This window comes from Paenibacillus sp. J31R34, from assembly GCF_059383715.1.
This window is the reverse complement of record NZ_JBXENU010000004.1, coordinates 1-26,671: the sequence shown is the minus strand read 5'-3', so window position 1 is coordinate 26,671 and position 26,671 is coordinate 1. Positions and strand designations below refer to the sequence as shown.

The 26,671-nt window shown below is 49.3% G+C and carries 27 protein-coding genes; 3 read left to right on the top strand and 24 right to left on the bottom strand.

Annotated elements, in window-relative coordinates; genetic code table 11:
- Positions 1-180: 180 nt before the first annotated feature.
- Both AC50YG_RS12860 and AC50YG_RS12855 read right to left on the bottom strand, forming a co-directional pair.
- On the bottom strand, positions 181-1,218 hold the full coding sequence (locus AC50YG_RS12860; protein WP_494827228.1) for a LacI family DNA-binding transcriptional regulator: 1,038 nt from the start codon (positions 1,216-1,218) through the stop codon (positions 181-183).
- A 416-nt stretch (positions 1,219-1,634) separates the two neighbouring features.
- Positions 1,635-2,567, bottom strand: coding sequence for a bile acid:sodium symporter family protein (locus tag AC50YG_RS12855; RefSeq protein WP_494827227.1), 933 nt, complete (start codon positions 2,565-2,567; stop codon positions 1,635-1,637).
- A 223-nt stretch (positions 2,568-2,790) separates the two neighbouring features.
- Here AC50YG_RS12855 and yfbR point away from each other — a divergent pair, with 223 nt between their 5' ends.
- Positions 2,791-3,390 carry a 5'-deoxynucleotidase gene (gene yfbR / locus AC50YG_RS12850; RefSeq protein WP_494827226.1) on the top strand — a complete coding sequence of 200 codons (600 nt, stop codon included), beginning with the start codon at positions 2,791-2,793 and terminating at the stop codon, positions 3,388-3,390.
- A gap of 148 nt (positions 3,391-3,538) precedes the next feature.
- On the opposite strand, the gene AC50YG_RS12845 is transcribed toward yfbR, so the two are convergent.
- The 8 genes from AC50YG_RS12845 to AC50YG_RS12810 form a co-directional block, all read right to left on the bottom strand.
- Positions 3,539-3,883, bottom strand: coding sequence for a hypothetical protein (locus AC50YG_RS12845; RefSeq protein ID WP_494827224.1), 345 nt, complete (start codon positions 3,881-3,883; stop codon positions 3,539-3,541).
- A 7-nt stretch (positions 3,884-3,890) separates the two neighbouring features.
- Positions 3,891-6,893, bottom strand: a complete 3,003-nt coding sequence (locus tag AC50YG_RS12840; protein WP_494827222.1) for an SNF2-related protein — start codon at positions 6,891-6,893, stop codon at positions 3,891-3,893.
- Positions 6,890-8,500, bottom strand: coding sequence for an SWIM zinc finger family protein (locus AC50YG_RS12835; protein WP_494827220.1), 1,611 nt, complete (start codon positions 8,498-8,500; stop codon positions 6,890-6,892). Before AC50YG_RS12835 ends, AC50YG_RS12840 begins: the two co-directional genes overlap by 4 nt.
- A 298-nt stretch (positions 8,501-8,798) precedes the next feature.
- A complete protein-coding gene (locus AC50YG_RS12830) occupies positions 8,799-9,194 on the bottom strand; it encodes a hypothetical protein (protein ID WP_494827219.1) in 396 nt (131 codons plus the stop codon).
- 515 nt (positions 9,195-9,709) lie between these two features.
- Entirely contained in the window at positions 9,710-10,297 is a 588-nt protein-coding gene (locus tag AC50YG_RS12825) for an NAD(P)H-dependent oxidoreductase (protein ID WP_494827217.1), read from the bottom strand.
- A 33-nt stretch (positions 10,298-10,330) separates the two neighbouring features.
- On the bottom strand, positions 10,331-10,756 hold the full coding sequence (locus AC50YG_RS12820; protein WP_494827215.1) for a MarR family winged helix-turn-helix transcriptional regulator: 426 nt from the start codon (positions 10,754-10,756) through the stop codon (positions 10,331-10,333).
- A 162-nt stretch (positions 10,757-10,918) separates the two neighbouring features.
- Positions 10,919-12,676 (bottom strand): sensor histidine kinase, encoded by a 1,758-nt coding sequence (locus AC50YG_RS12815; protein ID WP_494827213.1) that lies wholly within the window; start codon positions 12,674-12,676, stop codon positions 10,919-10,921.
- A gap of 100 nt (positions 12,677-12,776) precedes the next feature.
- Positions 12,777-13,451 (bottom strand): tetratricopeptide repeat protein, encoded by a 675-nt coding sequence (locus AC50YG_RS12810; protein ID WP_494827211.1) that lies wholly within the window; start codon positions 13,449-13,451, stop codon positions 12,777-12,779.
- A gap of 219 nt (positions 13,452-13,670) precedes the next feature.
- On the opposite strand from AC50YG_RS12810, the gene AC50YG_RS12805 reads away from it, so the two are divergent.
- Positions 13,671-13,895 carry a helix-turn-helix domain-containing protein gene (locus tag AC50YG_RS12805; RefSeq protein WP_006040330.1) on the top strand — a complete coding sequence of 75 codons (225 nt, stop codon included), beginning with the start codon at positions 13,671-13,673 and terminating at the stop codon, positions 13,893-13,895.
- Between the two features lie 198 nt (positions 13,896-14,093).
- On the opposite strand, the gene AC50YG_RS12800 is transcribed toward AC50YG_RS12805, so the two are convergent.
- The 4 genes from AC50YG_RS12800 to AC50YG_RS12785 form a co-directional block, all read right to left on the bottom strand.
- Positions 14,094-14,477, bottom strand: coding sequence for an aspartyl protease family protein (locus AC50YG_RS12800; RefSeq protein ID WP_494827208.1), 384 nt, complete (start codon positions 14,475-14,477; stop codon positions 14,094-14,096).
- The gene (locus AC50YG_RS12795) at positions 14,474-14,734 is read right to left on the bottom strand and encodes a hypothetical protein (RefSeq protein ID WP_494827207.1); all 261 of its coding nucleotides are present in this window, start codon (positions 14,732-14,734) and stop codon (positions 14,474-14,476) included. The genes AC50YG_RS12800 and AC50YG_RS12795 overlap by 4 nt, the downstream gene beginning before the upstream one ends.
- Before the next feature lie 337 nt (positions 14,735-15,071).
- Complete coding sequence (locus tag AC50YG_RS12790) at positions 15,072-16,307, bottom strand: MFS transporter (protein ID WP_494827205.1); 1,236 nt, start codon at positions 16,305-16,307, stop codon at positions 15,072-15,074.
- 249 nt (positions 16,308-16,556) lie between these two features.
- Positions 16,557-17,348, bottom strand: coding sequence for a YhcN/YlaJ family sporulation lipoprotein (locus AC50YG_RS12785; protein WP_494827203.1), 792 nt, complete (start codon positions 17,346-17,348; stop codon positions 16,557-16,559).
- A 168-nt stretch (positions 17,349-17,516) separates the two neighbouring features.
- Here AC50YG_RS12785 and AC50YG_RS12780 point away from each other — a divergent pair, with 168 nt between their 5' ends.
- Positions 17,517-18,563 carry a ketoacyl-ACP synthase III gene (locus AC50YG_RS12780; protein ID WP_473755328.1) on the top strand — a complete coding sequence of 349 codons (1,047 nt, stop codon included), beginning with the start codon at positions 17,517-17,519 and terminating at the stop codon, positions 18,561-18,563.
- A gap of 35 nt (positions 18,564-18,598) precedes the next feature.
- Here the strand turns inward: AC50YG_RS12780 and AC50YG_RS12775 are convergent, their stop codons facing one another.
- The 10 genes from AC50YG_RS12775 to AC50YG_RS12730 form a co-directional block, all read right to left on the bottom strand.
- On the bottom strand, positions 18,599-19,720 hold the full coding sequence (locus AC50YG_RS12775) for a CgeB family protein (RefSeq protein WP_494827201.1): 1,122 nt from the start codon (positions 19,718-19,720) through the stop codon (positions 18,599-18,601).
- Positions 19,713-20,831: a CgeB family protein gene (locus tag AC50YG_RS12770; protein ID WP_494827200.1), complete on the bottom strand. Its 1,119-nt coding sequence runs from the start codon at positions 20,829-20,831 to the stop codon at positions 19,713-19,715. The genes AC50YG_RS12775 and AC50YG_RS12770 overlap by 8 nt, the downstream gene beginning before the upstream one ends.
- A gap of 286 nt (positions 20,832-21,117) precedes the next feature.
- The gene (locus AC50YG_RS12765; protein WP_473755331.1) at positions 21,118-21,402 is read right to left on the bottom strand and encodes a hypothetical protein; all 285 of its coding nucleotides are present in this window, start codon (positions 21,400-21,402) and stop codon (positions 21,118-21,120) included.
- Complete coding sequence (locus AC50YG_RS12760) at positions 21,399-21,719, bottom strand: hypothetical protein (RefSeq protein ID WP_494827199.1); 321 nt, start codon at positions 21,717-21,719, stop codon at positions 21,399-21,401. The genes AC50YG_RS12765 and AC50YG_RS12760 overlap by 4 nt, the downstream gene beginning before the upstream one ends.
- The gene (locus AC50YG_RS12755) at positions 21,716-22,051 is read right to left on the bottom strand and encodes an alpha-helical endospore appendage domain-containing protein (RefSeq protein WP_473755334.1); all 336 of its coding nucleotides are present in this window, start codon (positions 22,049-22,051) and stop codon (positions 21,716-21,718) included. Before AC50YG_RS12755 ends, AC50YG_RS12760 begins: the two co-directional genes overlap by 4 nt.
- A 25-nt stretch (positions 22,052-22,076) precedes the next feature.
- Positions 22,077-22,364 (bottom strand): nucleoside-diphosphate sugar epimerase, encoded by a 288-nt coding sequence (locus tag AC50YG_RS12750; protein WP_338552280.1) that lies wholly within the window; start codon positions 22,362-22,364, stop codon positions 22,077-22,079.
- Positions 22,365-22,491: 127 nt separating this feature from the next.
- Complete coding sequence (locus AC50YG_RS12745; protein WP_494827197.1) at positions 22,492-23,850, bottom strand: glycosyltransferase family 2 protein; 1,359 nt, start codon at positions 23,848-23,850, stop codon at positions 22,492-22,494.
- Positions 23,847-24,572, bottom strand: a complete 726-nt coding sequence (locus tag AC50YG_RS12740; protein WP_473755336.1) for a sugar phosphate nucleotidyltransferase — start codon at positions 24,570-24,572, stop codon at positions 23,847-23,849. The genes AC50YG_RS12745 and AC50YG_RS12740 overlap by 4 nt, the downstream gene beginning before the upstream one ends.
- A 31-nt stretch (positions 24,573-24,603) precedes the next feature.
- Positions 24,604-25,458 carry a glycosyltransferase family 2 protein gene (locus tag AC50YG_RS12735; RefSeq protein WP_473755337.1) on the bottom strand — a complete coding sequence of 285 codons (855 nt, stop codon included), beginning with the start codon at positions 25,456-25,458 and terminating at the stop codon, positions 24,604-24,606.
- 409 nt (positions 25,459-25,867) lie between these two features.
- A partial coding sequence (locus AC50YG_RS12730) for a WIAG-tail domain (RefSeq protein WP_494827195.1) occupies positions 25,868-26,671 on the bottom strand: 804 nt, incomplete at its 5' end.

The window sequence follows — 26,671 nt, the reverse complement described above, 5'->3', positions numbered from 1 at the left end:
TGCTTAATCCTTGCGGATTATAGCCACACATAGGTAAGCGCTTACACCAAAAAGTTAAACGTTTAGATTTATATTGAAAAGTAACGGATGGTACCTTTGTTCACCATTCGCTTCCCTATTGCAAGTAGTGGACGACCATCCGTTATTGTTATACTCCTTTTTAAAAACCAATGCACCTATTCAAGTTGCCAGCTCGGCTACCGAATCCCGTTCAATCAGCTTGCAGACAGGCTTCTCGCCCGTTTCGACCTGCTCTCCATGCAAAATACGCGACAGTGCCTCCATTGCCTTATATCCCATTTCATGAAGCGGAAGATCCATCGTCGTAATACTTGGACTCACATATTCGCTGAATTCACGGTTGTCAAAGCCGATAATCGACAGCTGCTCAGGAATTTGGATGCCCAGTTCCTTCGCGGCCCGCATGACACCGACAGCCATGACATCATTCATCGCCACAATAGCTGTTGGCGGCTCGGGTGTCTCCAGCAGCTCTTTCGCCAGCCGGTAGCCGGATTCCGCCTCCCAGTCGCCCATTTTAATCCACTGTGGATTGAATGGCAGCTCGAATGCCGTAATCGCTTTATAAAAACCGCCCAATCGCAGCCGCGATGGCATGGAATCCACCGCCCCGCTGATGATTGCAATGCGGGAATGCCCTTTACTCGTTAAATAGCTGATGGCTTCAAAAGAAGCCTGCTCATCGTCGTATTGAATGGACACATCGTTTTGCGTATAGCAGTAGGTATAGACGATTGGCTTGCCTTCCGTATCGAAGAGCCCCGTCAAATCGCGGGGATGAGCGCCGATATAAATCATGCCATCCACTTGCTTGCCAAGCAGCTCTGACACGGCATCCTCCGCATATTTGCGGTAAGCGTCCACCTGATCGAACTGGCGGCCAATCCGCTTATCCAGCCGCAGGTTTGTCAGCAAAATATGCATATCGAGGCGATCTGCGCAGTCGTTGATGCCGTCGATAATCTCCGGCACATTAAACACCGTCACGTCCTCTGCAATGACTCCAATCGTATTCGTCCGCTTGCGCTTCAAGCTCTGAGCCGCATTGTTAGGCTTGTAGTTCATCTCCTCAATGACCTGCTCGACTCTTTCGCGCGTCTTTCGGCTGACATTTCGCGTGCCATTTATGACATAAGAGACTGTGGCGGTTGAAACTTGGGCTTTGGCAGCGATGTCTTTAATGCTAATAGTCGACAAACCGTCACTCCTTTATGTTAAACGATTAGATTTTGTTCTAAATTGGTTATAACACATGAAATCATTTTTATGCAAGCGCTTTTTTGTTAGGCCATGCATTTTAAAAAAAGCCAAGGTCTCAAAATCACCTTAGGCTTGGAAACTCCCTTTTCCTATAAGCATTACAAGAAATGAGTTATCAACGGTTTTACCATACCGACAGCCTCGTTCTTGTGTCATTTTCACTAGTCACATACTCGATATTTTTGAAATCATTAGAAAATGCTTGGCAATTTTCCCTTTTGGAAAAGCTTTTAAATCTGCAAAGATGACATAATACCGCGTATTATGTCAAAGGGCCTTAATAGCTCGCCAATAATGCTTCCAAATGTACCAGGAATCTGAAAAGCTATTCCTATTTTCAATGATAAAACTCCTTAACGTATAATCATTGATTTCTCTAAATGCTCTTTCCTTTTTTGCATCTTTTGCAAAATAAAATGATGGAGCGTCGCCAGCGGCTGCTGCACCATAATAGACAGAACAACGGGTACAGCAGCCAGCGGGCTGAAATAGCCGAGCGCCAGCACCATACCTAAGGAAATGTTGCGCATGCCTGTCGCAAACGATACCGTAATTTGCACTTCTTTGCTGGCTGCACGCATCGTTCCGATAAAGCCGACAGCGTAGCATAGCGAGACGAGCAGCACAACGAGCGGCAAAAGCTTGAATAGGTCGCCCTTAAGCTGCTCGGTATACGGGGCAATTGCCGCTGCATTCAGCGCGACTACCGCCACAAAGCACAGCTTTGAAAGGGGCGCTGCGACAGGCTTAACCTGCTCCAGCAGCCGCCCACGGCTCAATTGATGGAGCAGCACGCCGAGCAGCGTTGGCAGCACAATGATGAGCAGCAAATCCAGCATGAGCGGTGCGCTCTCGATCTCTACTGCCGTTTGGAAAAATAAATGGAGCCCCGCAGGCACGACGAACGGGCATAATGCCGAATCGATAACGACCATCGCGAGCATGAGCGGCACGCTGCCGCCTGACATGCCTACCCACAGAACCGTAGACACGCCCAGCGGAATAATGGTAAACAGCACAAGCCCCACCACATAGGGCGACGATGCGCCGAACAGCAACGTGCCAAGGCCATAGGCGATTATTGGACAGAGCACATGCGCGAGCAGAAACGTCCAGGCAAGCACGCCCGGCCTCTTCATAACCGCTCCAAGCTCCTTCACCCCGCAGCCAAGCGCCATTGTCAGCGTCACATAAGCGAACAAATAAGGCACGGCAGCCACCATGCTGCTAAGCCTATCGGCGAATATAAAGCCAGCTATTAACGAAAAGGGAATAATAACAAACATCCATTGCTCAAAATAACGGTTAAAAGCTAGTCCAAATGCTTTCGTAAGCCATCCCTCTTTTGTTAGGTTCTAGAAGTCTATACAAGCCGTGTTTTCAATAAAAATAAAATCAAGATGCTGAGGGCAGCCTAGCTGCACTTGCATTCAGCCTTTATAATAGCATAGAACAGCAAGCGTCTCTTGCTTTCATCTCCATTTTATCGCACAAAGGAGTCCGCATCTTATGGATAGTCATTTTTTTGCTTACATGTACCGCCTCAACTATATTGAGCGCTGGAGCCTCATGCGCAATACGACCAAGGAAAACGTCGCCGAGCATTCCTTCCATGTTGCCCTGCTCGTGCATATGCTTTGCGAAATCGGCAATTCGCTTTTTGAAAAGCAATATAATGCTGATCGCGCGGTGACGCTCGCTTTGTTCCACGATGCGACGGAGGTGTTTACCGGCGACATTCCTACGCCGGTCAAGCATCATAATCCTAAAATGCTCGCCAGCTTTCGCGAGCTTGAAGCGCTCGCCGCTGAGCGGCTGCTTGCCATGGTTCCTGAGCCGATGCAGAAAACCTATACCCCGCTGCTGGGCAAGCACCACGGCAGCCTTTCTCCTGAGGAACAGACGCTTCAATCGATGGTGAAAGCCGCTGATTTGCTTGACGCTTACTTGAAATGCCTCTATGAACTATCGGCAGGCAATCGCGAATTTCTCGTGGCACGGGGTCAAACTGAGCAAGCGCTGGCTGCATTAAATATGCCCGAGGTTGAATGGTTTCTCACCCATATGGCGCCAAGCCTCGGCATGACGCTTGATGAGCTGTCTGACTGAAGCTAAGCAGGGCTAGGCTAGGCTGTGTCGTGCTGGATACACTTATCCAAGCGTATTCATCCTGGCTGCTCCATACCTGAAATGGAAGAAAGGACGGAATAAATCCCGTCCTTTCTTCCATTTTTCTTTTCCGCTAAACAACCTTAGCTCAGTCACGCATCTTTGAAACATAAGTACTAACGGCTTCATAGAAAGCTTTCCATTCTTCACTCGGTTGTTCAGCTGAACTAGCCTCAGGCAATGGCGTTAGCTGATCGGCTAATGGCTGCATAGGGCTAAGCTCCTCATGCTCCTTGGCACGTAGCGCTCCGTTTGGCGCGTCTCCTCCAACTGCATTTGAAGCTGTATCCCATGCTTCGCTAGCTGCCGCCCCCAGCACCTGAGCCGTTGCCTGACCCTGGCCTTCTTCGGTCTCGACTGTCCCTTCGCCGCTTCGTTTGCGGCGCTGGGCCATTACTTTCGTTAGCTGGTCTCTCAGCTTCTCTTCTGCCATCTGGCACTCACCCTTTCAGCCAGTTTTTCCGCAGCTCAAACAGCTCTTTCAGCTCGTCTGTCGACAGCTCGGTAATCCACTGCTCAGACTGGCCGACGACTTGGTCATTCAATGACTGCTTGCGTTCAATCATCTCATCGATTTTCTCCTCAAGCGTGCCTAGCGTAATGAACTTATGAACCTGCACCTCGCGCGTCTGCCCAATTCGGAAGGCACGGTCCGTCGCTTGATTTTCCACTGCCGGATTCCACCAACGGTCAAAATGAAACACATGATTGGCCGCTGTAAGATTAAGTCCCGTTCCGCCTGCTTTAAGCGATAGAACGAAAGCGCTGCAAGGCTGCTCGGGATTTTGAAAGCCTTCGATCATCTCGTCGCGCTTTGTTTTCGGCACTCCGCCGTGCAAATAAGGAACGCTCGTGCCCAGCCGCTCTTCCAGCAGCTTCTTGAGCTGATGGCCCATCTCAACGAATTGGGTAAAAATCAGGCAGCGCTCCCCTTCGGCAGCGACCTCCTCCACCATATCCATCAGGCGGGCGACCTTGTTCGAACGTACTTCCTCCCACTGCTTCGCTCCGCCATTATCCCCTTCCATCAAGCCGGGATGATTGCAAAGCTGCTTAAGCCGGGTCAAGGAAGCCAGAATAAGACCGCGCCGCTGCATCGCTCCTAACGTATCGAGCTTCTCCAGCAGGTCCGAGACAATATTTTCATACATCGCGCCCTGCTCTGCCGTAAGTGTAATATACGTCTTGCCTTCGAATTTCTCTGGCAACGATAACTGAATGGCCGGGTCTTTCTTAATGCGGCGAAGCATGAACGGCTTCACCCAGCGCTGCAAGCCTGCAATCATTTTCTCATCCCGCGTCCGCTCGATTGGAGCGACTACCTCCTTGCGGAACTCGTTCACCCCGCCCAAATAGCCGGGATTGATAAAATCATAGATGGACCACAGCTCCGTCAACCGGTTTTCCATCGGTGTGCCTGTCAGCGCCACTCGGTGGCGGGCAGGCAGCTTGCGAATGGCCGCCGACTGCTTCGTGTAAATATTTTTTATATTTTGCGCCTCATCCAAGCATAATGCATCCCAGGCTACTACACCTAAGTCTTCTTCATCCAATTGGGCCAGTGAATACGAGGTAATAACCAGATCCATGTCACGGACTGCGTCCTCGAATGCTTCCCCCTTCTCCCGCTTAGGGCCGTAATGAAGATGAACCTTAAGCTGCGGAGCAAATTTCTCCAGCTCCTTCTCCCAGTTGCCGATAACGGAAGTCGGGCATACAAGCAGCGAAGGCGCATGAGCGAGCGCCGGGGAATTTCCCAGCTTAAGCTGCTCCTCGCGCTGTTCCTTCACGTAAACGAGATAGGCCATGAACTGAATCGTCTTTCCCAGACCCATATCGTCTGCCAGACAGCCGCCAAAGCCGAACCTCCGCAAAAACAACAGCCAAGAAACCCCTTGCAGCTGGTAAGGACGAAGCTCCCCAAGGAAAGCCTTCGGCTTTTCGATAAGCGGAATTTCCGACGTATGCTGAAGCTGCTCCAGCCATCTGGTCAGATGCTCATTGAGCTCTACTTCGGCCCGCAGGTCGTGTGCCTGCTCCTCCTCATCCTCCAGTACAGCTCCGCCCAACAGGTGCATTTCCATCACATCGCGGAAGGACAAGCCGCTCTTCTTGCCAATTTTCGAAACCCAGCTGCGGATCTGCGCCACATCCTGCGGATCTAGATGCACCCATTCGCCGCCAATCTTCATTAGGCGCCGGTTTTCCTCGGCCAGGCGCATAAACTCCGCCTCCGACAAATCGACATTGCCGAGCGCCATTTTCCAATCGAATTGCACGATTTGGTCGAGACCGAACATTGGCTGCGCATCCGAGCCAACCGATGATTTCACCTTCGCCTTCAAACGCAGCTTGCGCGATCTAACAGCTTCCCACCAGCTCGGCAGCAGCACGGGACAGCCTGCTTCCAGCAGCGTCAAGCTTGCCGATTCCATGAAGCTCCATGCTTCATTGTCCGACAGCTGAAGCTTAATTTGGCCAGCCGTCTCAGGCTCCTGCCAATCTGGCAAAGCGCTAACCCACTTCGCTTCCTCTTTCGCAAGCTTCGCTGGCAGCAAGGGCAGCCACTCTTCGGGCAGTCTCGCCTCAGTGGGCACCGAACTATCCAGCTCCGCCTTCCACGGCGGCTGCCTTTCAGGCTCTCCGTCCGCAGCCAGCTCCCACTCTCCTGCAGCGCTGCGCACGAGCGGCAGCCACTCTCCGCCTCCGCTGCGGCTTTGCAGAGCCGGCCGCAGCGTCCACTGCGGCTGCTCGCCCGGCTCAACGAGCTGCAAAGCCACCCTGAACGGCAGCGAATCTTTCCGCAGCCCAAGCGCAATCAGCCAATCTTCCTCCTCGGCTGCTTTGCGCAGAACGACGATTTCGCCTCCAGCAGCTGTGCCGACCTTCTGCCATGCTTCCGCAGCCAAGCTTTCCGGCTGCTGCAAAACCTCCTCTACCGCGAGGCTTAGCCAGTGCTGCAGCTCAACATCTCCCGCAGCTCCCGCTTCCTGAATAAGCCGCTCCCACAGCGCGCCTGCCTTGACGCCTGCTTCTGTATCCGGCACATTCAGCTTCCACGCTCGCTGCTCCTCCGACCAGCCGCCCCAATCTGGCATAAACCAGCCTTGCAGAAGCACCTCCCGGATCAGGGAAGCTAGCTCTCTCAGCCGCTGCGCCCTTTCCGTCCACTCCACCTGCAGCAACCGTGCATATTTAGGCTGCGACAAATAATCAACTGCCAGCAGCGGCGACAGCAGCAAGGCTTTGCGATCGCCATGCTGGGCGTCCTCCACTTCCGTGCCGTACCAGGATGCTTTGTGCCAAGCGAATAGCACGGAACGCAGACGCGTCGCCGACTCCTGCTGGTCGCCAGCAAGCAGAGCAATCCGGTATTCGCCGCTCTCCGCCTTCAACCAACAGGCGTCCATCGTTAAAATTCCAGTGCCAATAGATGCTCTCATGTCACAATTTTTCCTTTCCACAGCTCCTCTTGGAACGCGCGCAGCCGCTGGTATTTACGACCGATGCCCGTAATATAAACCTGCCATCTGTCCATTTCCTTCTCGGCTTTATAAATACGCTCCAGCTTTTTAAGCTGCTTCACCGCCATCCGGTAGCCTTGGCGATTGCGCGAGCTGATCCAGCTGTCGATCGCCTGATGATAGAGCGGCATCATGACGCGCGGATTCACCTTTGACACCTCGCGTACATCCTGAATCGGCAAATCATCGGGCAAGGCGCCAATCAGCATTTGCAGCTCAGCCCATTCCTCGTATTTTTTCTGCGCAAACCAGTGATCCGTAAGCTCCGAATAAGAATGCGGCAGCAGTGACGTCATATAGGACGTCCATTTCAAATTATCCGGTTGATCCGTATCTGCACGGCGGCATAAGGTCAGGAACGGTCCCACCGTCCTTCCGCTTCGAATCGCATAAATATGCTTGTAAAGATAGGTCATCCAAGCCTCAAACGGCTCCCAAGCTCCTTCTTCCAGCCGCTGAGCAGCGCATGTATAGACCATTTTTTGCGAACCGCGAAAATCCGTTTCTCCGAAATGGGCCAAAGCTTCCTCATCCTGCCCATCAAAAAAATACATCATTGCAATCGCCGTATGAATAAACGTGTCATTTATTTGCTCATCAGCAGTTTCTGTCTGCTCACCTGCCGATGCAAGCATTGAGGCCAGCTCGCGCTGCTGCCATTCCCGATTTTCCGACATCTTCCCGCACAGCGCCAAATAAATATAAGGCCAGTCGAATAGCTGCTGCTCCTTCCGCAGAGCCCGGTTATAGGCATATCCAACAACCGCATCCGCCCAGTCACGTTCGTCCTCCAGCATTTCGGCAGGGGCCAGCTCCAGTACGAGCGTATAATAATGCTCCAGCCATGGCTCAGCCATACGGACGAACGACATTTCGTGATAATAGCGGCTGAATGAATCTACCGCTTTAATTGCTTGCTCTGCCTGATCCAGCACGAATAAAATGACATTCATCCAGTGCAGCCGCTGCTTTTTTTTATCCCATTCCTTGGATGTGCCTTTAAGTGCAGACAGCACGGGCTGCAAGGAATGCAGCGAGTGGCGGCATACGCGCCATGAATCGCCATACTCCTGCTCCATCCACGCCTGCCAATCTGCTGGAGACGCATCCATGCCTGGGGTGGAGGCTGTTTTTCCCCGCTGCTCCACAACGACAGCCGCCCGCGGCGCAGGCTCCGGCTGAAGCCCAGTCAGGCGGCGATACGCAGACTCCGGCGTACCATGCAGCGCCTGGTTATGGTCGCAAAAAGCAAAAAATACAGCTGCCATATGCTTACAGAAACCGCCATATGGACACGTACATCTGCTATAGGCATAATCCATCACATCAATGCTTACCGCATATAGCTCCGACCCTGCAACGACGCCTGTCAGCAAATGCTGATCGTGCACCTCTACTTTTCGAACATTGCCTTTACGAAAATATTCCCAGCCGCGCTCGACAATAACCTGCTGCATATGCTCCCTGATATTGCCCTCTAACAGCTTCAATAGCTGACCGTCATTTCTAGTCAAAGCTTTGTTCACCCGCTTCCTTCCGCTCAAGTAACATTCTTTCCATTATAACACATGAGAAGACGACTTTCCGAGAAGTCTATAGCCCTAGCGCGAAGAGACAACCAACATCTGTGAAAAGCTGCAAGCCCTCATCAGCTTCAGTTAGCCATTTAATCTCATTTAGACAAGGCAGCTATTCCAATCGAGGATGCTGAGAGTAGGAATTTGCCGAACAGAAAAAAACAAGGCAACACCCCGAATTCAATGCCGGAGAATTGCCTTGTTTTAATTTATATAGCTGTTTCAATCAGCGTATATTTTCCAATCCCTATTTTGAAGAAGCTTCCAGCAAGCTCAGTTCCAGCCCTTCTGCCCAATTTAACAGAGCACTCTTTGACGTTTTTAGAGGGAAAAGCTGACCCTGATATTCAAAAATCAACAAATAGCAGTCTGTAGCCCGTTCATACACCCATCGCAGAAAAAAATCTTCCTCAATATGCAGAAAATAACTGTTATATTTCTCTTCTGGAAAATGTTTTAGCAAATGTATAAATGCATGTACGACTCTATTCGTCCAGCCAAAACGACTTTCTCGCTCCGTTTTGCCATGACGACCAAACGCAACAAATAGCCAGCTTCCCTCGTCAGGCTCGGCATCATGACTCAAAAAACGAAGCTCAATCCATGTCCCTTGTTCTTGTTCATCCCTAAGTACATCTTTCATCCACGGATTCCTCCTTACTTAAACAACCATGTTGCCTTTTTCAATCTCCCGTTAGAGATCCTTGTTTCGATGGCATTACCTGTTTCAGTGTACGTTGAAATGACTGTATTACTATTTTTTTCTAAAATAACAACCAGTTTGTTGTTAGGATCGTACATGACACGAGAGTCAAAATCAAGATCGTCATATTTCTGTACAAATTTAATACCTGAGGAAATTTCACTTAGTAAATTATCCAGTGCGGCACTAGTAACGTTGCGTTCGACAGCTCTTACCATGGAATGTTAGGTTAATTTGGTCGTAATATTTTTAGCAGTTGTTTTGACCGTAACAGATGCTGTTGTCTTAATTGCATCTTTAAACACCAGTTTAAGCAGATTCATCAATTACAATTTTATAAATGTTTCGATTTTGCGAACGAATTTTCAGAAAGCTGCTTATAAAAAAAACCTCCAGCCGAGCTGCTTAATCAGCAGTCGTGCCAGAGGCCTTTAGGTAATACTCACTACCATTCATTAACCCTGAAATACCGTTTTAACCGTCTGCTCCACTTGCTGCAGGTTCGCCTTCAGCTCAGCTTCGCCGATTTGGCCAATGCTGCCAAAGAACAAATGTCCAACGGACTCAATGCCGACAAAATCAAAAATGCCTGTATCGGAAGTGATTTTCATGCCAGCGGTCATACCGATTTGATCATAAATTTCACTTGGCGTGCCGTGCGTGTTAATGATGAAGCCTTTTTTGCCGGTAAGCAGCTTGTCAATGCCAGTTTCTCCGTAAGCATAAGCGTAGCCGTATGCAAATACGCGATCAACATAGCCTTTCAAAATAGCAGGAAGACCCGTCCACCAAATCGGATAAATAAAAGTAACCGCATCAGCTTCAGTAAGGTACTTCTGCTCTGTCAAAATATCTTCCGGCGTCTGGCCAGCACGCATGGCTGCTGTGTCTTCCGACGTCAGCACCGGCTGAAACTTCAGCTCATACAGGTCACGCACCGTTACTTCATGGCCTTCTGCCTTCAAGCTTTGCACCGCTGTGTTCAAAATGGCACGGTTGTAGCTATCTTCATTCGGATGGGCAAATACGATAAGATGTTTCATGGGGAAATCCTCCTAAATAATCATTATATTTTTTTAAAACTGGGTGTGTACTTGCTCCAACAGCTGCTCTAGCTGCAAGCTCTGTTCTTCGCTTAAGCTGCCATAAATCGTGTCATTAACCTGCTGGGAAATAGCTACAAAAATCGGTTCCAGTCCCCGGCCCTTCTCGGTCAAATGGATCAGCGATACGCGGCTGTCTTTCTCGTCCTTTGTCCGATCTACAAAGCCAAGCTGCTCCAGCTTGTTGATGAGCACGGTGGTCGTCGGCTGCGTGCGATGGATTTTCTCCGCTAATGCCTTGACAGACAGCGGCTGCTTCTCCCGATAGAGAAACATGAGTATATCACCATGGGAAGGCACAATTCCTGTAATCTGATTTGCTTCCAGCTCACTGACAATCAGCTTATTCGCTTTATCTCGAATTTTAGCAACTAATGATAAGGCGTTATGTTTTATCATAATACGATTATACATAGATATCTATGTATTTTCAAGCGCTTATTTTTCACTGTTAGCATATCCCCCGTTTCGCTCCAAATACTCTTATAAGTGGCTTATTTATAAAATAAAGCAGCTCCCGGCTTTCATAAAGAAAGCAGGAGCTGCTGCGCCGCAAAACGATTATATTTTATGAGGAATCGTGATAAAAAAGGTCAGACGGTCAGGTCCATCAGCATAAATGTGTATGGTACCTTTATATTTGTCTACAATCGACTTCACAATGGACAAGCCCAGCCCTTGGTGATCCTGCTGATCCTTCGTGGAATAGCCCGATTGGAAGAGCGGCATCGCCGCCACCTTCTCGGCGTCCTCGCAAGTATTCGTAATCGTGAACTCAAGCATGCCATTTCGCTGCAAGCCTTGCAGTTCCACTACTCGCATGCTCTCCGGATATCTCATCGTCTCATCAAAAGCATTGTCAATGAGATTGCCAAGTATACGATTCAAATCGAGCGTCTTGACGCCCATTTCCAGCTTGTCAAAGCTCGTAAAGGTGCACTCAAACATAATGCGGTAGCTTTCAGCCTGCGATGTTTTCGAGCGAATGAGCGCGGCAATCGCGGGATTGCCAATATTAATAATGTCGTTCATTTGCCGAATTTCACCCGTCAGCTCCTTCGTATAGGCAATGAGCTCCTGGTGCTTGTTTAATTCCGCAAGCGAATGAATGGTCTGCACATGATTAAGAAAATCATGTCGCTGAGCCCGAATCGATTGAAACATCTGATTGATTTCATCGACGTACGTTTGCTGGGTGACCTGCACCGCATTTTCGCGGGAACGGCGGTAATAGTTCATCACGACACCTGCCGTCACCAGACTTAGTGCTGTTACAAGAACAATGATGATGGCAATATTCAACAGCTGCGTAGACATCTGGTCGCGAATAACCTGATAATCGGATACCAGCGTCAGCACATAGCTGTCCATAGGCACGCCGTTCTCATCTACAATATTCAGTCCTTTGTCTTCGGTAAAGACGGGAATGAACATTTTGAAAACATGCTTGCCACCCACTACTTCATCCACAGTTACTCTTTGTTTCGTATTGAAGGCCTTCGATACGTTAGCTACGTCGCCGTCCGCAACATAATTGTAGCTGCCATACAAGATCGGCTGCTGCAAAATATGCTCCTGCACGTCGCCGTTCGGGTGAACCGTCTCGAAGGGCCCTTTCGCAAACGTCTCCGGATTAAGCACCGTGACCTCAAGCAGCGCCTTATTGCTTTCAATGGTCTTCTTAATCAACGAATCTACACCCGTCAGCTCCTCATATTCCGCCAGCTTCGTGTAGCTGACATAAGGATCGGTTATGTAATTCGTCGTCCCGTCAAAATAATAGCCCCATTTATAAATGCTGCCTGGGTCGGTAGAAGCCACCTCGAAGGGACCGCTCCAAAAGTTGGGCAGCGATTTGCCTAGCCAGTCGATTTTCACATTTCGCTGATCGAACAGCTGGTTAAACACGACAAACCAAGGATCCCATGATTTCGTGCTTTTGCCAAGCTGCGTCTCATCGGACGATTTATACAGTAAAATATCGTCCTTCACGCGCTTGAGCAGCGTAATATGATTGACGCCAAGCTTCTCGCTTAGCTCCACAAGCTGCTCGTTCGTGACTTTATCAACGTCGGGATCAAGGGCATATTGGGCAGCAATCGATACGACCCGAAGCTCATCGCCGATTAAATCCTGATAACGCTCCGCCCCTAACCGCGATTGCTCCACTGAAAATTCAATTTGCCTGGCTACGGCGGCAACTTCCCGATTCAGTGCATCCTCCAAGGATTCTTTCGTTAAAAAATAATAAGCTGTGTTGTTCAATAAAATAATGACTACAATAAGTGAAATCGCCATAAACCATATATTCCGCTGCATGTATTGCTCCTCTATCTTCTACGCTATTAACTAGATTATGTACGATTTTTAGGCAAACGACAATAAACGTTTTTCATACGCTGCCTTGTAATCTTTTCCATTACTTGCTCCATCTTCTGAACCATAGGCGAAGCGCCCATTTACGCTCTCCGCGTTTTTTGTATTTCGGCAGCGTTCGATAAATGCGCAATCCTTCCTCGATTGCCTCTTTCGCATCCTGTTCCTTGCCCATCGCCTTATATATGCCCGCCAGACGTTCATAGGCCTCACAGGAAGACGATTGAATGCGCTGAAACGCTTCAATATAGTAAATAGCCTGGGTTGCATCTTTGCCTGCATACAGCGCAGCCAAACGCAAATACGGTGCGCCGTATTTCACCCGTTCGTTTAGCGCAAGCGCCCGTTTAATGGCCTCTTCGCCGCGCTCCATCTGCCTCGCCTGCAGCAAGCAAAGGCCTAGATCATCCCAATATTCAGCGGAATCCTCAAGCGTATGCTCCATTGGAGAAAGCCAGCCTAGCGCTTCGTTATATTTTTTCTTCTCGATTAAAATTCTCGCGATTTCCTGTTTGGAGGACACATCGTTAGGCGCCATATCAACATGACGTCTTAGCTTCCTAAGCTGGCTCGATCTGCGCAAAGGCCGTACAAAGCTTGGCGTCAAGCCGACAAATCGGCGATCCAGCGCATACAAAATAAGCAGCAGTACGATAATCGCAATAAACGGATTTCCCGTAAGCCAAGTCAAGAAGAAAAATAAAAAGATTTTACTCATTCGTTCCTCCCATGCCTGAATAACACCGCAAGCGTTCAGTGGAACAGCTCCGGCGTCAATTGGTTAATTTTTTCATCTATCATACCATAAAATTCGCCGATTGCGCCCATTTTCTCCGCCAACAGCACCATTGGCACCCGTCATTCATACTATATTTTGACTGTATCCCTTAACCTTGTTAAACCATAAAAACCCAAGCAAGGAGGGGTGACTGAAAAGGTGAAAGGTAGCGACCATAAGAGCAAGTTTTTACTGACACATCGTGAACGCGAGGTATTCGAGCTTCTAGTCCAAGACAAAACAACACGAGATATTGCGCAACAGCTGTTCATTAGCGAGAAGACCGTCCGCAACCATATCTCTAATGTGATGCAAAAATTAAACGTTAAAGGTCGTTCGCAAGCGGTTGTCGAGCTAATCAAGCTCGGGGAGCTGCAGATTTAATTCACGGCTCTCCCTTCTTCATTGCTTTGGCAAAAGCCATTTGCTAATAGGTTGTTACCATTTATGGTATTTCGCGAGGCAGCATAGTGCGCTATGCTGTCTTTATTTTTTTGTGATTAAAAAAACAGCAGCAAGCAGCTTGTCCTTATGACTTCTGCTTGTTGCTGTTCATCCAATTGTAGTAGTAATAGCTCAAGCTTAATGATGAATCTGCATCGTTCCAAAGTCAGCTTTGAGCTTTGCTTTTATCATAAAATCAATTCCTAAGATGCCATCAAAACCGTACGTTTCCTGAATCGACCCAAGCTGGACAGGAAATGAATCCAAGGGAATATGCTCTATTTTCAAATCAGGAATGGTCTGCTCGTAGCAGATTTCGCTTGTTCCGCCCACCCCATACATCCGCTTGGCTTTCCCATTCATAAAATCAATGTGAATTCCAATTTGAGAAAGCACATCCGTATCAAATACAGTTGCAGCACATCCTGAATCGAATAAAACATTAGACAAGGTGATAGATTGATCTTGATGCTTCAAAGCCAAGGATACAATGGGCAGACCATTTATAAGTTGAATCTTCATGAACGCTGCCTTATTCCTGTGAAAAACTCTTCAACCTCTTCCACATCAGTCCGGCTAGTATGAAATACATATAATTCACGCATTGGATATTGTTTGTGAAAATGTTTATAACCGTCCCACGCTTCCTTGGGGTTATCATAATCCTGAATGATCGCCATATCTTGAAGTTTGCGAATTCGGTTGTTAGAGCTAGCTTTAATCGCTTCCACCAAAACAAAACGTTCCGGAAGTGAATCAGCAATCTCTTCCCATTTCATTGGCATCACCTCGCTTTGGTATGTTGTGATTATTATACCATATTGCTGAGATTGGTAGGAAATTGGAATTGAAAAACAGGTTCATCATATTGCTTTAAAAACCATTATCAATGAATATCTGCCACTTGAAATATAAGCGATAAACGTTTACTAAACTACCAACAATACTTCGATATCAAGTCATCTAGAAAATTAATGATGTGCGCGTGTGAAACCACATCACATTGGAGATGCAAAAATCAAACATTAAGTTCAGCACCTTAAAAAGAGATTGCCCTACACTCAAGGCAACCTCTACTCCACTTTCAATCTATCCTACTCTCTTAGCTGCTTCTTTCTAAATTCCTCTCTCCCCCTCCGAAACCTCCGGCAATTCCGCCTTCATGCGCTGGAACAAAGCAAATATAACAATACTAGCCAAAATAATGACTATACCCGACCAAAAAAACCACACCTGTACACCATACTTATCGACAATAGGTCCTGCTAATGCTAGCCCAATCGGGGATGAGAGCATCATCACGCTTGTGACGAGCGAAATAACGCGTCCCAGCATTGAAGGCTCAAACGCCCTTTGAATCATGGCCATATAAGGCCCATTGAAGAAAGGTGCTGCCGCTCCCATAAAGAAAGATACGATCACGAACAGCACAAAAGCCTCCTTGCTGATCACACCGCTCAGCACACAGGTCAGACCAATCATGGCCAAGCTCAGACTCATATACGTAATGTCCTTCCATTTTGAAGCGACTACCGAAAGCAGTACACCACCCGCAATCATGCCAATGCCAAAAATCGCTTCAACGAGGCTTGCACTGTATCCCCCACGCCCGAAATGAGACAACGTCATGAAAGGAAACAATGTCGCCAAAGGCATAAATACGATGCTGAAAATAGCTGTAGCTATCGTAATCACGACAATTGGCTTTACTTTAATGAAAGCATCCCAGCCCAGCTTAAACTCCTTGAAAAAGGATGGCGCTTGTGTTGTCTCGGGCTTTGGCTGATGAATCCTAACAAACAATAGCATGACATTGGCAATTAATGCCCCTGCCACATCAAGGAACAGCACCGCTCCCAGCGATGTTGCTGAATAAACAGCTATGCCAAGCGCCGGTCCGATTACACTGGAAAAGGAATAAACCATCTGCTGCCAGCCCGCCACACGCGTCAACTGATCCTCAGGTGCCATTAATGGGATCGCAGCTTGAAAAGCAGGCGCATGGAATGCAGAGGCAGCAGAGCGAACCATTAAAATAACGTATACAAACGCTAGACTCGGCTCGCCAAAAAAGAAATACAAGCCTAAAATCAAACTAAAAAAGGCAATTGCACTATCGGCTATAATCATCGTCAATTTACGGTTCCAGCGATCCAGCCATACGCCAATAAAAGGCCCTAAAATTGCCTGTGGCAAAAATCCAGCCAAGCCCGCAATCATTAAAACCGAAGCGGACCCGGTCGTTTGCGTCAGATGCCAAATAACCGAAAATTGTACCATCGAACTCGTCAATATGGAAAAGATTTGTCCGCTGAAAATAATCGCGAACGTTTTTTGCCATTTAAGCTGCATGGATATAGTCTCCTTCATTCATTTTGACTATGACATATGCACCTTAAATTAACGTAAACGCATGGAATGGGTCAAGAAAGACACCTCCTAAAATTTAGAATTATTATAGCAAATAATAGTGATGCAGAAAAGACAAATTAACTGAACACAAACAAAAGCAGCCGGCTCTAATGCGCCGGCTGCTGCTATCATTTAAATGCTTTAGCGTGAATCACGCTGAATGCTTCATGCCCTATTTTTCACTAAACGTTAGTCGTAAATCATCGGACTGCTTCTGTGCGCATTCGTGTAATTATCGCGGTCTGTACGGTCGGTCATGCTGCGATAGTTCATGTTGCCATCATAACTACGCGTTTCAATTTTGTTAGCGTTGGCCGGGAACAGACGCTCCGCCATGGCATTAAATTCAACCAAGAAGCCTTGGATCGGATGGCCATTGCGGACATCTGTCATATAGCTGGTCATTCGGCCGACAAAATCCGGGTTTGCCGATACGTACACATTGTCCACACCTGGCTTCACCTTTCTGACTTCCTTGGCGATGTCGGCTTTAATTTGTGAGGTCAGCGCGTTTTCGCCTGTGCTCATCGTATTCATGCGGCGTTGGTAATTGGAGCCGTCTCGGCCCATATAGCTGGAGTTTGTGCGGCTCATCAGCTTTTTATCGCCATTATTTAGGTTGTCCTCAAAGGATACGGCCACATAGGCATTGTTATCGGTCAACAATACATTTGCTGATCTAACATTATGCTTATTGGCAATGCGCTTCGCAATTTCTTCGCTCATTTCCATTTTATAATTTTTATGACTCCCTACAATATTGTTGCCACGAATGCTTTTGCCGTTTACGTAGTTTTTCTCATTCATATGATCGTTGGCAAAACGATCCTTTAACATTTTGTTTCCATTTGCATCTTCCCTTACCATTTTGGTGCGAATGTTCTTATTACCTAAATCCCCTTGATTGGCTGCACAGCCTGTCAGCATAGCACTAAGCAAGGCGCCTGCGGACAAGACAGCAAGAAAATTCGTTTTACGCATGTGCCGTATTCCTCCCTTGTTGTTGTTTACAGGCCTCATGACCCGCTATTAGGATGGGCGTCCGGGATTCAGACTATGCACGAATGGGACTTGACAAATTGTATGGGGAGGAGTAATTTATTATCAGGTATTAGCATCTGGTACTAAATTGTGAAGGAGTTGTTTTCAATGACTATTTCCACTCTCGTTCATTCCCATGCAGCAGTAACGGCTATCGGCACTTATGTACCTGAACGCATTTTAAGCAATCAAGATTTGGAGAAGCTCGTAGATACTTCGGATGAATGGATTTTTCAACGCACAGGCATTCGCGAACGCCGTATTGCGGGAGAAAGGCAATATGCAAGCGATTTGGCCATTGAAGCCGTTCGCGATTTGATCCATAGATATGAAAAAAACGTTCATGATGTCGACTACATCATTGTCGCGACCTCTACACCGGATACTTTCGTCCCTAGTGTAGCCTCACGAGTGCAGGCCGCATTCGGGATGAAAGGCTGCGGAAATGCTGATTTGCAAGCCGCATGCGCCGGCTTCACTTCCGCCCTGCAAATGGCAAACGGCCTATTGCTCTCCAAGCTATGCCGCAAAATTTTAATTATTGGCACCGAAACCCTCTCACGTGCTACTGATTATACAGACCGGACGACCTGCATTTTATTCGGCGATGGCGCAGGTGCCATGCTCGTTGAAACGACCGATACGGGAGTAGGAGTAGATATTAGCACGACTAACTCTGATTCAACACTTTCTGCTGGCGACATACTTGCTTCGAATGCAAGCACCGATGGCGAGCAGGGCCATCATGTATACCGCAGCAGCCTGGCGCCGCACATCGGCAGCTTCGAGCTTTCCCAGAACAGCATGCTCGTCCAAAACGGCCGGGAAGTGTACCGCTGGGCATTAAGCCGCGTAGCAGCAGGCGTTCAAGAGCTGCTAGACGGCAGCGGCTACACCGCTCAGACGATTGATTGGTTCGTTCCGCACAATGCTAATCAGCGTATAATTGATGCTTTATGCGAGCGTATCGGATTTGAAGCGCAGCAGGCGCTGTCCAGCATTGAGCATTATGGCAACACCTCTGCCGCTTCCATTCCGCTTGCGCTTGATGCAGCCGTCAAAGACGGCAGAGTGCAGCCCGGTCATCTGCTGCTGTTGTACGGCTTTGGCGGCGGACTTACGCAATCTGGCGTTATTATGCGCTGGTCCATTTAAGCCGCCGCAGCCAAAGCAGCTTGCCCCAAGCCTCATTAAGCAAATAATATGGACAGCATCGCATGCAGCCTATGGGCATAAGTATGCTCGCTCAGCGTGCGATGCATGCCGCGAATCGCAATTTCCTTGCGTTCATTTTCATGATTCAAATAATAGTCCAGCTTTTCCACCATTTCCTGCGGAGATTCATACGTAACAATTTCCACACCAGGTGTGTAAAAGGAAGCCAAATCCTCCCGCACATCCGTTAGCTGGAGCACGGCGCAGGCCGAAATTTCAAACGTTCGAGGATTTGGAGAGGAAGCTGCTACGCCAAGACTGTTGCTATTGAATAAGGCATCATCGTGAGCTCGATGCATGTTGATGACAATTTTTGAAGCATTATAAGCAAGCGCCGTATCCTGCGGGCTCAGCCAGTCTCCCAGATTGATTTTAGATTTAAGCATATCGAACTTTTCCAGCCGATCCCACCATATTCCCGATATGAGTGTATCCTTGGAAGCTAAATAAGAGGCTACCTCATTAAAATAGTGCACTCTATTCATGTAGCCTGAGCCGATGAAGCTGATTTCCTTGCGTTTGCTGCGCTGCGGGTTCATCGGCCTGAATTGGGCAGGCATAACGCAGAACGGCAAATGATGCACATTGGCACAGCCTAGCTGCTGATAAAGCGCCACGCTATTTCGATCAAGCGTAAACACGGTGTCATAGTGCGGGGCAAGCGTTGTTGTAATATCCGCATAATAAGGATCATCTGTAAACCATATGGCAGTCCGAATATCCAAAGCCCGCATAGCATCAATCTGCGCTACATCAAACTGCAGCCCATCCAGTACAATCACGTAATCCGGCCGCAACCGCGCAGCGACTTCTGCTACAGGCTCCCCCGTTTGCACGACAGTTAGCTGGGCTACCATTCCCGTTAACGTGGCGGCAACCGCTTCATCAAGCGGCGAATAAGGAAATCCCTTTCCCGTAGACACATACATGACATGTACAGGCCATACTCCTGCTACTGGGGGAATACGGCTAATAACCGACTCGCATTGGCCAAACCAATAACCGTCCCCCCAACCAGCATGGTAGCCTGCGGCTCTCCCTAGTTCCACTTCAGTAGGCGGCCGCTCTCTTTTTCGCAAAACCGATCGTTTAGCCATTGGGCTCCTCCTCCTTCATAATAAGCTGCAATAGCTGCACAGCACGCGATCTGAATGTATGGTCCCGCAGCGTGCGGCGCAGCCCATTCACTGCGATCCGGCTGCGCGCTTCCTCATTTTCCAAATAAAAATCGATTTTTTCCGCAAGCTCCTCCGCATGCTGAAATGTTTCAATTTCCTGACCTAAGATGTAATAATGCGGCAAATCCTCACGAATATCCGTTAGCTGAAAGGCGCCGCAAGCGGCGATTTCATAGGTTCGCGGATTAATAGAAAGCCCTGGGCTTTGAAAAGTATTAAAATTGTCTGAGCCTATCTCTGTTGTGCGATGCATGTTAATGACGATTTTGGCGCTGTTATAATAGGGGATTGTCTGCTTTGCGCTTAACCAGTCGGTATGGATAAACGGCTGCAGCCGCTTATAGGCCGATAAACGCTCCCATAGCCCTCCGGACAAAAAGATTTTGCGCCTCTTAGCCAGCAGCCGCTCGCTAATGGCATCAAGGAGACCAATCCGGTTCCAAAATCCTTGCCCTATGAAGCAAACATCGCTGGCAAAAGCTGAATCCGTTCGCTGCGGCCGATACAAGCCGGTATGCACCGCCAGTGGCAAATAATGCACATTTGCGCACCCTGCACTGCGATACAACTCAAGTGTCCCAAGCTCATGCGTTAGCACCACATCATAATGCGGCGCCGCTATAGCCGTCTTCTCCGTCATGTAAGGATCATCTACAAACCATACCGCTGTGCGGATGCCCTGCTGCCTGACCGCGGCGATCTGCTGCAGATGATTGGCTGGAAAAGTATGCAGCCCATTCATCACAAGCACGATGTCGGGGGAAATGGCTGCCGCTTGCTCGGCAAGCTGTTCTGCGCTTCCGACATGAAGCTCGCTTACACTCGTCTGCAGCGCCTCAATAAGGCCTGCGTCAATTGCCTCAAAACCTTGCGGAATATAGAGCATTCGCAGCGGAACGGGCGTCAGCTCCGGCGGGGGCAAAAGTCCGCTTACCGCTTCGCAAGCCCCGTCTCGCCAGCCGGTATGAAAGCCGGTTTCATACCCACTTTGCCTGACTTGCTTGCGGGAATTATCTTTTCTGGCCATCATTTGCTGCACCGCCTTGCTTCGTTTTCAATCGCTGCACAACACGCTTTCATTATGTATATGACAATAAGCAGCAAGGCTAAGCGGCACTTATCCCTGCATCGCAAAAATTGGCGTTTAACCTGCTGTTTCCGCCAAGATTTTTGCCATATCGTGATACGAACACAGCTTGTCCTCTCTATTTTAAAAATAGCCCTGGCCTGCCTGGTGGCTGAATAAACCATCAAGCAGGCCGAGCTAATTTAAAATAATAGCCGCATTTTTCACTAAAGCATGACGAAGATGACCGCTACGGCGTTTGCTCATACGCGAGCTGATGTCCATCTTCAAAGCCTTTCGCAAAACCTGCATTATAGCCGGTATTATACGTCTGGTTGAAGCCCTCATTAAAGGTCTCCGTCCCGATCACACGCTTCCTGATCACCTTCCTGCGGCGGCGCAGCGATGAGCTGCTTCCTCTTTTTTTCCCTGTTGCCTTGCGTGTTCGCGTGCTTTTTGAGCGGCGCGATACAGCTTTGCTGGCGGAGCGTTTCGTCGCCCGCTTGCGGACGGACACGCGTTTTTTTATACTCAATTCCAATTCCTCCTGTTCACTTGCGGGTGCCACCGCACCTGCTTTCGTCCCAGCTCGTTACGGAGCCAAGGCTCGGGCGGCTTGCCCGTCCTTACCCGGTAACTGCGCACAGGCCAGCCTGTCACGCTCTCAGCTAACTGCTCCTGCATGCTCGTCAATAGTCGTACATTTTCGCCAATTCGCTTGGCAGTTTGAGGCGCGAGCTCGGCAACATCAGCCACGCTGTTCAAAATGCGGGCAAGCGCGAGCTGGCTGCGCGCAATCGAAGCCAGCACCTCCAATTTAACCTCGCGCTCGCGGCGCACCATTTCCCTCAATTCCCGCCTCCGAATCCACCGCCAAAGTGGAAATCCGAGCCGGAGGAATGGCCTTCCTCCCCATCTTTCTGCAATACGGCTTTGAGCACGGATACGATGCCTTGGCTCATTTTGTTAATGCCTTCAATCGTCTCGACCATCTGGTCATGTACACCTAGCGTCTGCTTAAGCTGCGTCTGATCGCCTGAGAAAGTGCCCGTATGAATATGATTGCATATCCAGTTGCGGGCCTTCTCCGCTTCCTCCGCCTTCGCCTCCAGAATTAGCGCCACGTTCCACTGCATATTGGCTGTAGCGCCCAACATGCGCATATAGGCTTGCTCTCGGTCCATGACATGCGCTCCCCTTTTCGCTTCGTCATTCTTCCTCGCCTGGGTTCAGCTCTTTTATCGTATAAGACAGCTGAGATGCCAGCGTCTCCTGCAGCTCAGCCATGCTGTTTAAATAAGCAATTACGCTGCCCAGCAGCGCTTGCGATTCCCCAAGCAGATCGTCCACGCCGCCCAAATTCGGCCCATGATCAGGGAGGCTTTTCACAATTTCGGCCATTCGTACCGTGACATGGCGCTTTGCTTCCAGCACACGTGCCATCTGGCTGTTGGAATGGGATAAATGCTCAATAATTTCGGTTACGATATGCTGCATGGCCAACAATCCTCCTTCGGGCTATGGCTTGGCCCTGTGCCGCCACTTGAATAGGTGCAGCTATTTACAGCATATGCACGGCGATACATAGTGATACTTGGCGCCGAACAGTGGCTTGATAACCATTCTAAAGCTGTTGGCGGAGCTTGACAGCGGGAATAATCGGCAAGCCTTCCGGAATGGCTTGCAGCTGCTCCATTGTGAGCTGGACTGACGGTCTTGCCGTAAGCGCCCAGCCTTCATAAGCAGCTTCCGTTATCATTTTCCGCTTAAAGCCCTGCTGCATATAATAATGAAAACCATCAAGTCCGCTAACGATTTTGCCATGAAGCTCGCTGCCTTCCATCACCAGCATTTGCTGCCGCCTTGCATGAACTTCCTCGCTTGAAATCGGCGGTCCGATTGCCCATCTTCTGATATCAATCTGCCCGATGTGACTGGCTTCTCCAGCAAATTCGCCTTCAACAGGGCGCCTGACGCCGCCTTCAATCCAATACACTGAACCTTTTATTGAAGTAACAGCAATGCTGTCTGGGTAATAGGCTGCTTCCCCAAGCACAGCGATCTCAGCCTTTAGTGCAGGCTGCTCGGCGAAGCGATGCTTCATGACGCTGACCAGCTCATGCGGATTGCCCCATTTATTCATATAATGCTGCAGGTTTCGGTTATTAACTTCCTCAAGCTGCGCACCTAGCGCTTTGATGCTGACGCTGCCAAAATGGTGAATAAACGAATCGCGGGCAATGACAAGCGAATACCCTAGCAGCTTCACCCGAATGTTATAGTCATCATCTTCAAAATTACCGATCTCAAAGCCTTCATCAAAATAACCGATTTTCTCCCACAGCTCCCGCCTCAGCAGAAGGCAGAAGCCCGTCAGCCGATCAACCTGCTGCCAGCGTCTAGGATCCGGCACATTATTCAGCCTTGCAAAGTCTGGCATATCCGCAACATTCGTATAAGGAACCTCTATCAGCTGCTCGCCGCCGATATAATTCGTGACAGGCCCAACCATGCCAATTTGCGGATTGCTGTTCAAGCAGGTCATCATATTGTCCAGCCAATTGTCGGTTACGAGCGTATCATTGTTCAAAATAAGCATCATCGTGCCTTTAGCCATCATCATGCCTCTGTTGACCGCTCCAGCGAAGCCAAAGTTTTCGCTTAAAATCCGGTAGCGCACCTGACCATCAAGCTGGGCCAAATAGCTCCCCGTCCCATCGGTCGAAGCGTTGTCAATGACGATAATTTCATAGGCAAGATCCGTATGGTCCATAATGCTTTCAATGCACATCTTCAAATACTGGAGCTGATTATAGCTAGGAATAATGATGCTCGTTCCTTGAAACTTCTCATTATAGCTAGTAAATCCCGCTTGCCGCCCATCCTGATAGCCTTGCTCGACACCCTGCGCATACGATGCCTGCTGCCGTACGCGGGATTGCCTAGTATTGCGGGGTCGTTTTCTTGCCGCTATTCTCCTCATTCTCCCGTCTCCTTCAACAGCCTCGCTGCGGCTTCATGCAAGGATTCGAACGTTCCCGCATCCGTCCACCATCCTGCAAGCGTATGGGAAGCAAGCGTTCCCGCCCGCGCATACATATTGTTCAGGTCGGTAATTTCCAGTTCCCCACGCCCTGATGGCTCCAGCCGATCAATCGCTGCAAAAACGCTGGAATCGTACATATAAATGCCCGTTACGCATAAATCCGATTGCGGCTCTGCCGGTTTTTCATCTATATAAGCGATTTGTCCCGCTTCCTGAAACACGGCTATGCCATAGCGATGGGGGTCTGGCACCTGCTTGAGCAGTACCATCGCACCCTCCTGCTGCCGGGCAAATTTCCTTACATACGGAGCCAAATTATCCTCGAACAAATTATCGCCAAGCAGCACGATAAACTTCTCATCATTTCGAATAAAATCGCGTGCCAGCTCCAGCGCTTCCGCAATGCCGCCTGCTTCCTCCTGAATGCGGTAAGTCAGCGAGACACCTAGCTCACGGCCGCTTCCTAAATACTCTGCAAACAAACCTATCGACTGCCGTCCTGTCACGAGCAGCATTTCTTGAATGCCTGCCTGATGCAGCTTATCGATGCCATAAAAGATCATGGGATGCTTGCCTACTGGAAGCATATGCTTGTTCATTAAAGTGGTCAGCGGCCTTAGCCGCGTCCCTGTTCCTCCTGCCAATATGACTGCTTTCACGGTTCAACCTCCATGCCGCTTAAGCCTTAGCTTAAAGCGCAAACTCGCGGCAGCGACGGTAATCCTCAAAGCCGCCACGTTCATTCGATTGTGTAATCAGCCAGTGGATCGCTTCCAAATGATCCCCAACAATAAGATGCTCAAGCGGGCTTCGCCGTTCGCGCTGTGGCCTGCGCCGGTTCATTTTGCCAACATTGACCGTATGCACCGCCTCAACCTTCAGTCCAAGCCGAATCGCTCTCGCATGGGCAAGCGGTGGAACGCACAGCGCCTCCGCTCCGATTAAAGATAGACCCTGTCTGCTTATCGCATGGGGGACCGCTGTGAAGGAAGCCCCTTTCAGCTCCGGTCGCTCCAGCACAATATTGAGCGCATGCTTCGCGAGCACGACGCTGTGCACAGCGTTTTTGTCTACCGGGCCGGTATAATCATTTAAAGCGGCATCTACACCTCGATGCAGCACGGCATAGACAAAATGCCGCAACTGCGCAGTGCTTATGATCATATCTCCATCTACAAACAGCAGCACTTGACCTAAAGCAGCCCGCGCTCCAATGCTTCGTCCAACATCATGACCTAGCGCCTTCTCATAGCGGAGCACTCGCGCTCCCGCACGCCTGGCGATTTCGGCTGAACCATCCGTCGAGCCGTTTGCAACGACGATAACCTCAGTCCGAGGATGGACGCCTGCTGCTTCCCTAATGATCCTTCGAATGGTAGCCCGTTCATTCATAACGGGAATAATAACGGAGACGACTGGAGACTGCAGCGGCTGCGCTTCTCCGGCATAATCGTCTGCGGCCATGCCGCCCTGGGCATAACGCGGCTTTTTCGCAGCACGGAAATTCCGGGCTTTTTTTCCCTTCGCACCCTTCGCTTTCTTCATCCGCTTTGTTCACCTCGGTATACGCCTATAGTTCAAAATCGTGCTGCTTAGTAATTACACCTCATTGTATGTACCTCCATCATCTGCGCAACGGCAAATGTACAACTCCCATGATGTCTGTCCCGCACCCATATCAAAAGCAGTAGGCCGCTAACCGAGCAAAAACGACTTCGTCGTCCTTCTGGCACGTGCGAAGAGCTTTGCCCTAGAATTCTAAGCGGATATAAGGATGAAACTTATAAATTCTTAGAATTCAAGGTGAAACGGCCGAAAGCCGTCCTCTGGCGGCGCAGCACGTTTCAGTCCGAGAAATAAAGAAGCTCCCCTCGCGACCTGCGCAAGAGGAACTCTTTCCATGTTGAATTATTGACTCTAATCAGCAATCGTTAATAGCATTTCGAAGCAACCATTATTGCCCGATTGCAATCCAGTTGATGGCACCGGTGAAAGCTTCGCTGAAAAAGCGGCGATTAATGGATAGGATGACATGCCCCGGCTCCTTCACTTGAATGCATACATAGCAGGCAGGATGATCGCTCGTTGCTGTCAACACATATTGATTGCTTGCGAACGGTTCATCAAAAAGTATAACCTGCTCTAACTGCTGTTTCTCAGGCGGAAAGCTGTACGGGCATAACCCAAATTGCTGCTTGCTGATGCTGCCGCTCCGTCCAACGATTGGCGAAAAAGCAAGAGCCGACAGCTTTACGCTGGCAGGTGCGAGATGCTCGGCGGTGACAGCACCATCTGTAATTTTGTCACTCGTTACGCTGTTGGTGGACAGATGCTCCGACTTCACGGCTCCTTCTACCAGCGCCTCACTGCTTACGCTCGCAAAGGCCAGCTTCGATGACGTTACACTCGCTTCGCCCAGCTTTTCCGTTGTGAAGCAGCCATCCGCTAGCTTATCGCTCGTTACGCTTTCTGCCGATAGATGCTCTGCTTTCACAGCTCCTTCCGCCAGCGCCTCACTTCCTACGCTCGCAAAGGCCAGCTTCGATGCTGTTATGCTCGCTTCGCCCAGCTTTTCCGTTGTGAAGCAGCCATCCGCTAGCTTATCGCTCGTTACGCTTTCTGCCGATAGATGCTCTGCTTTCACAGTTCCTTCCGCCAGCGCCTCACTTCCTACGCTCGCAAAGGCCAGCTTCGATGCTGTTATGCTCGCTTCGCCCAGCTTTTCCGTTGTGAAGCAGCCATCCGCTAGCTTATCGCT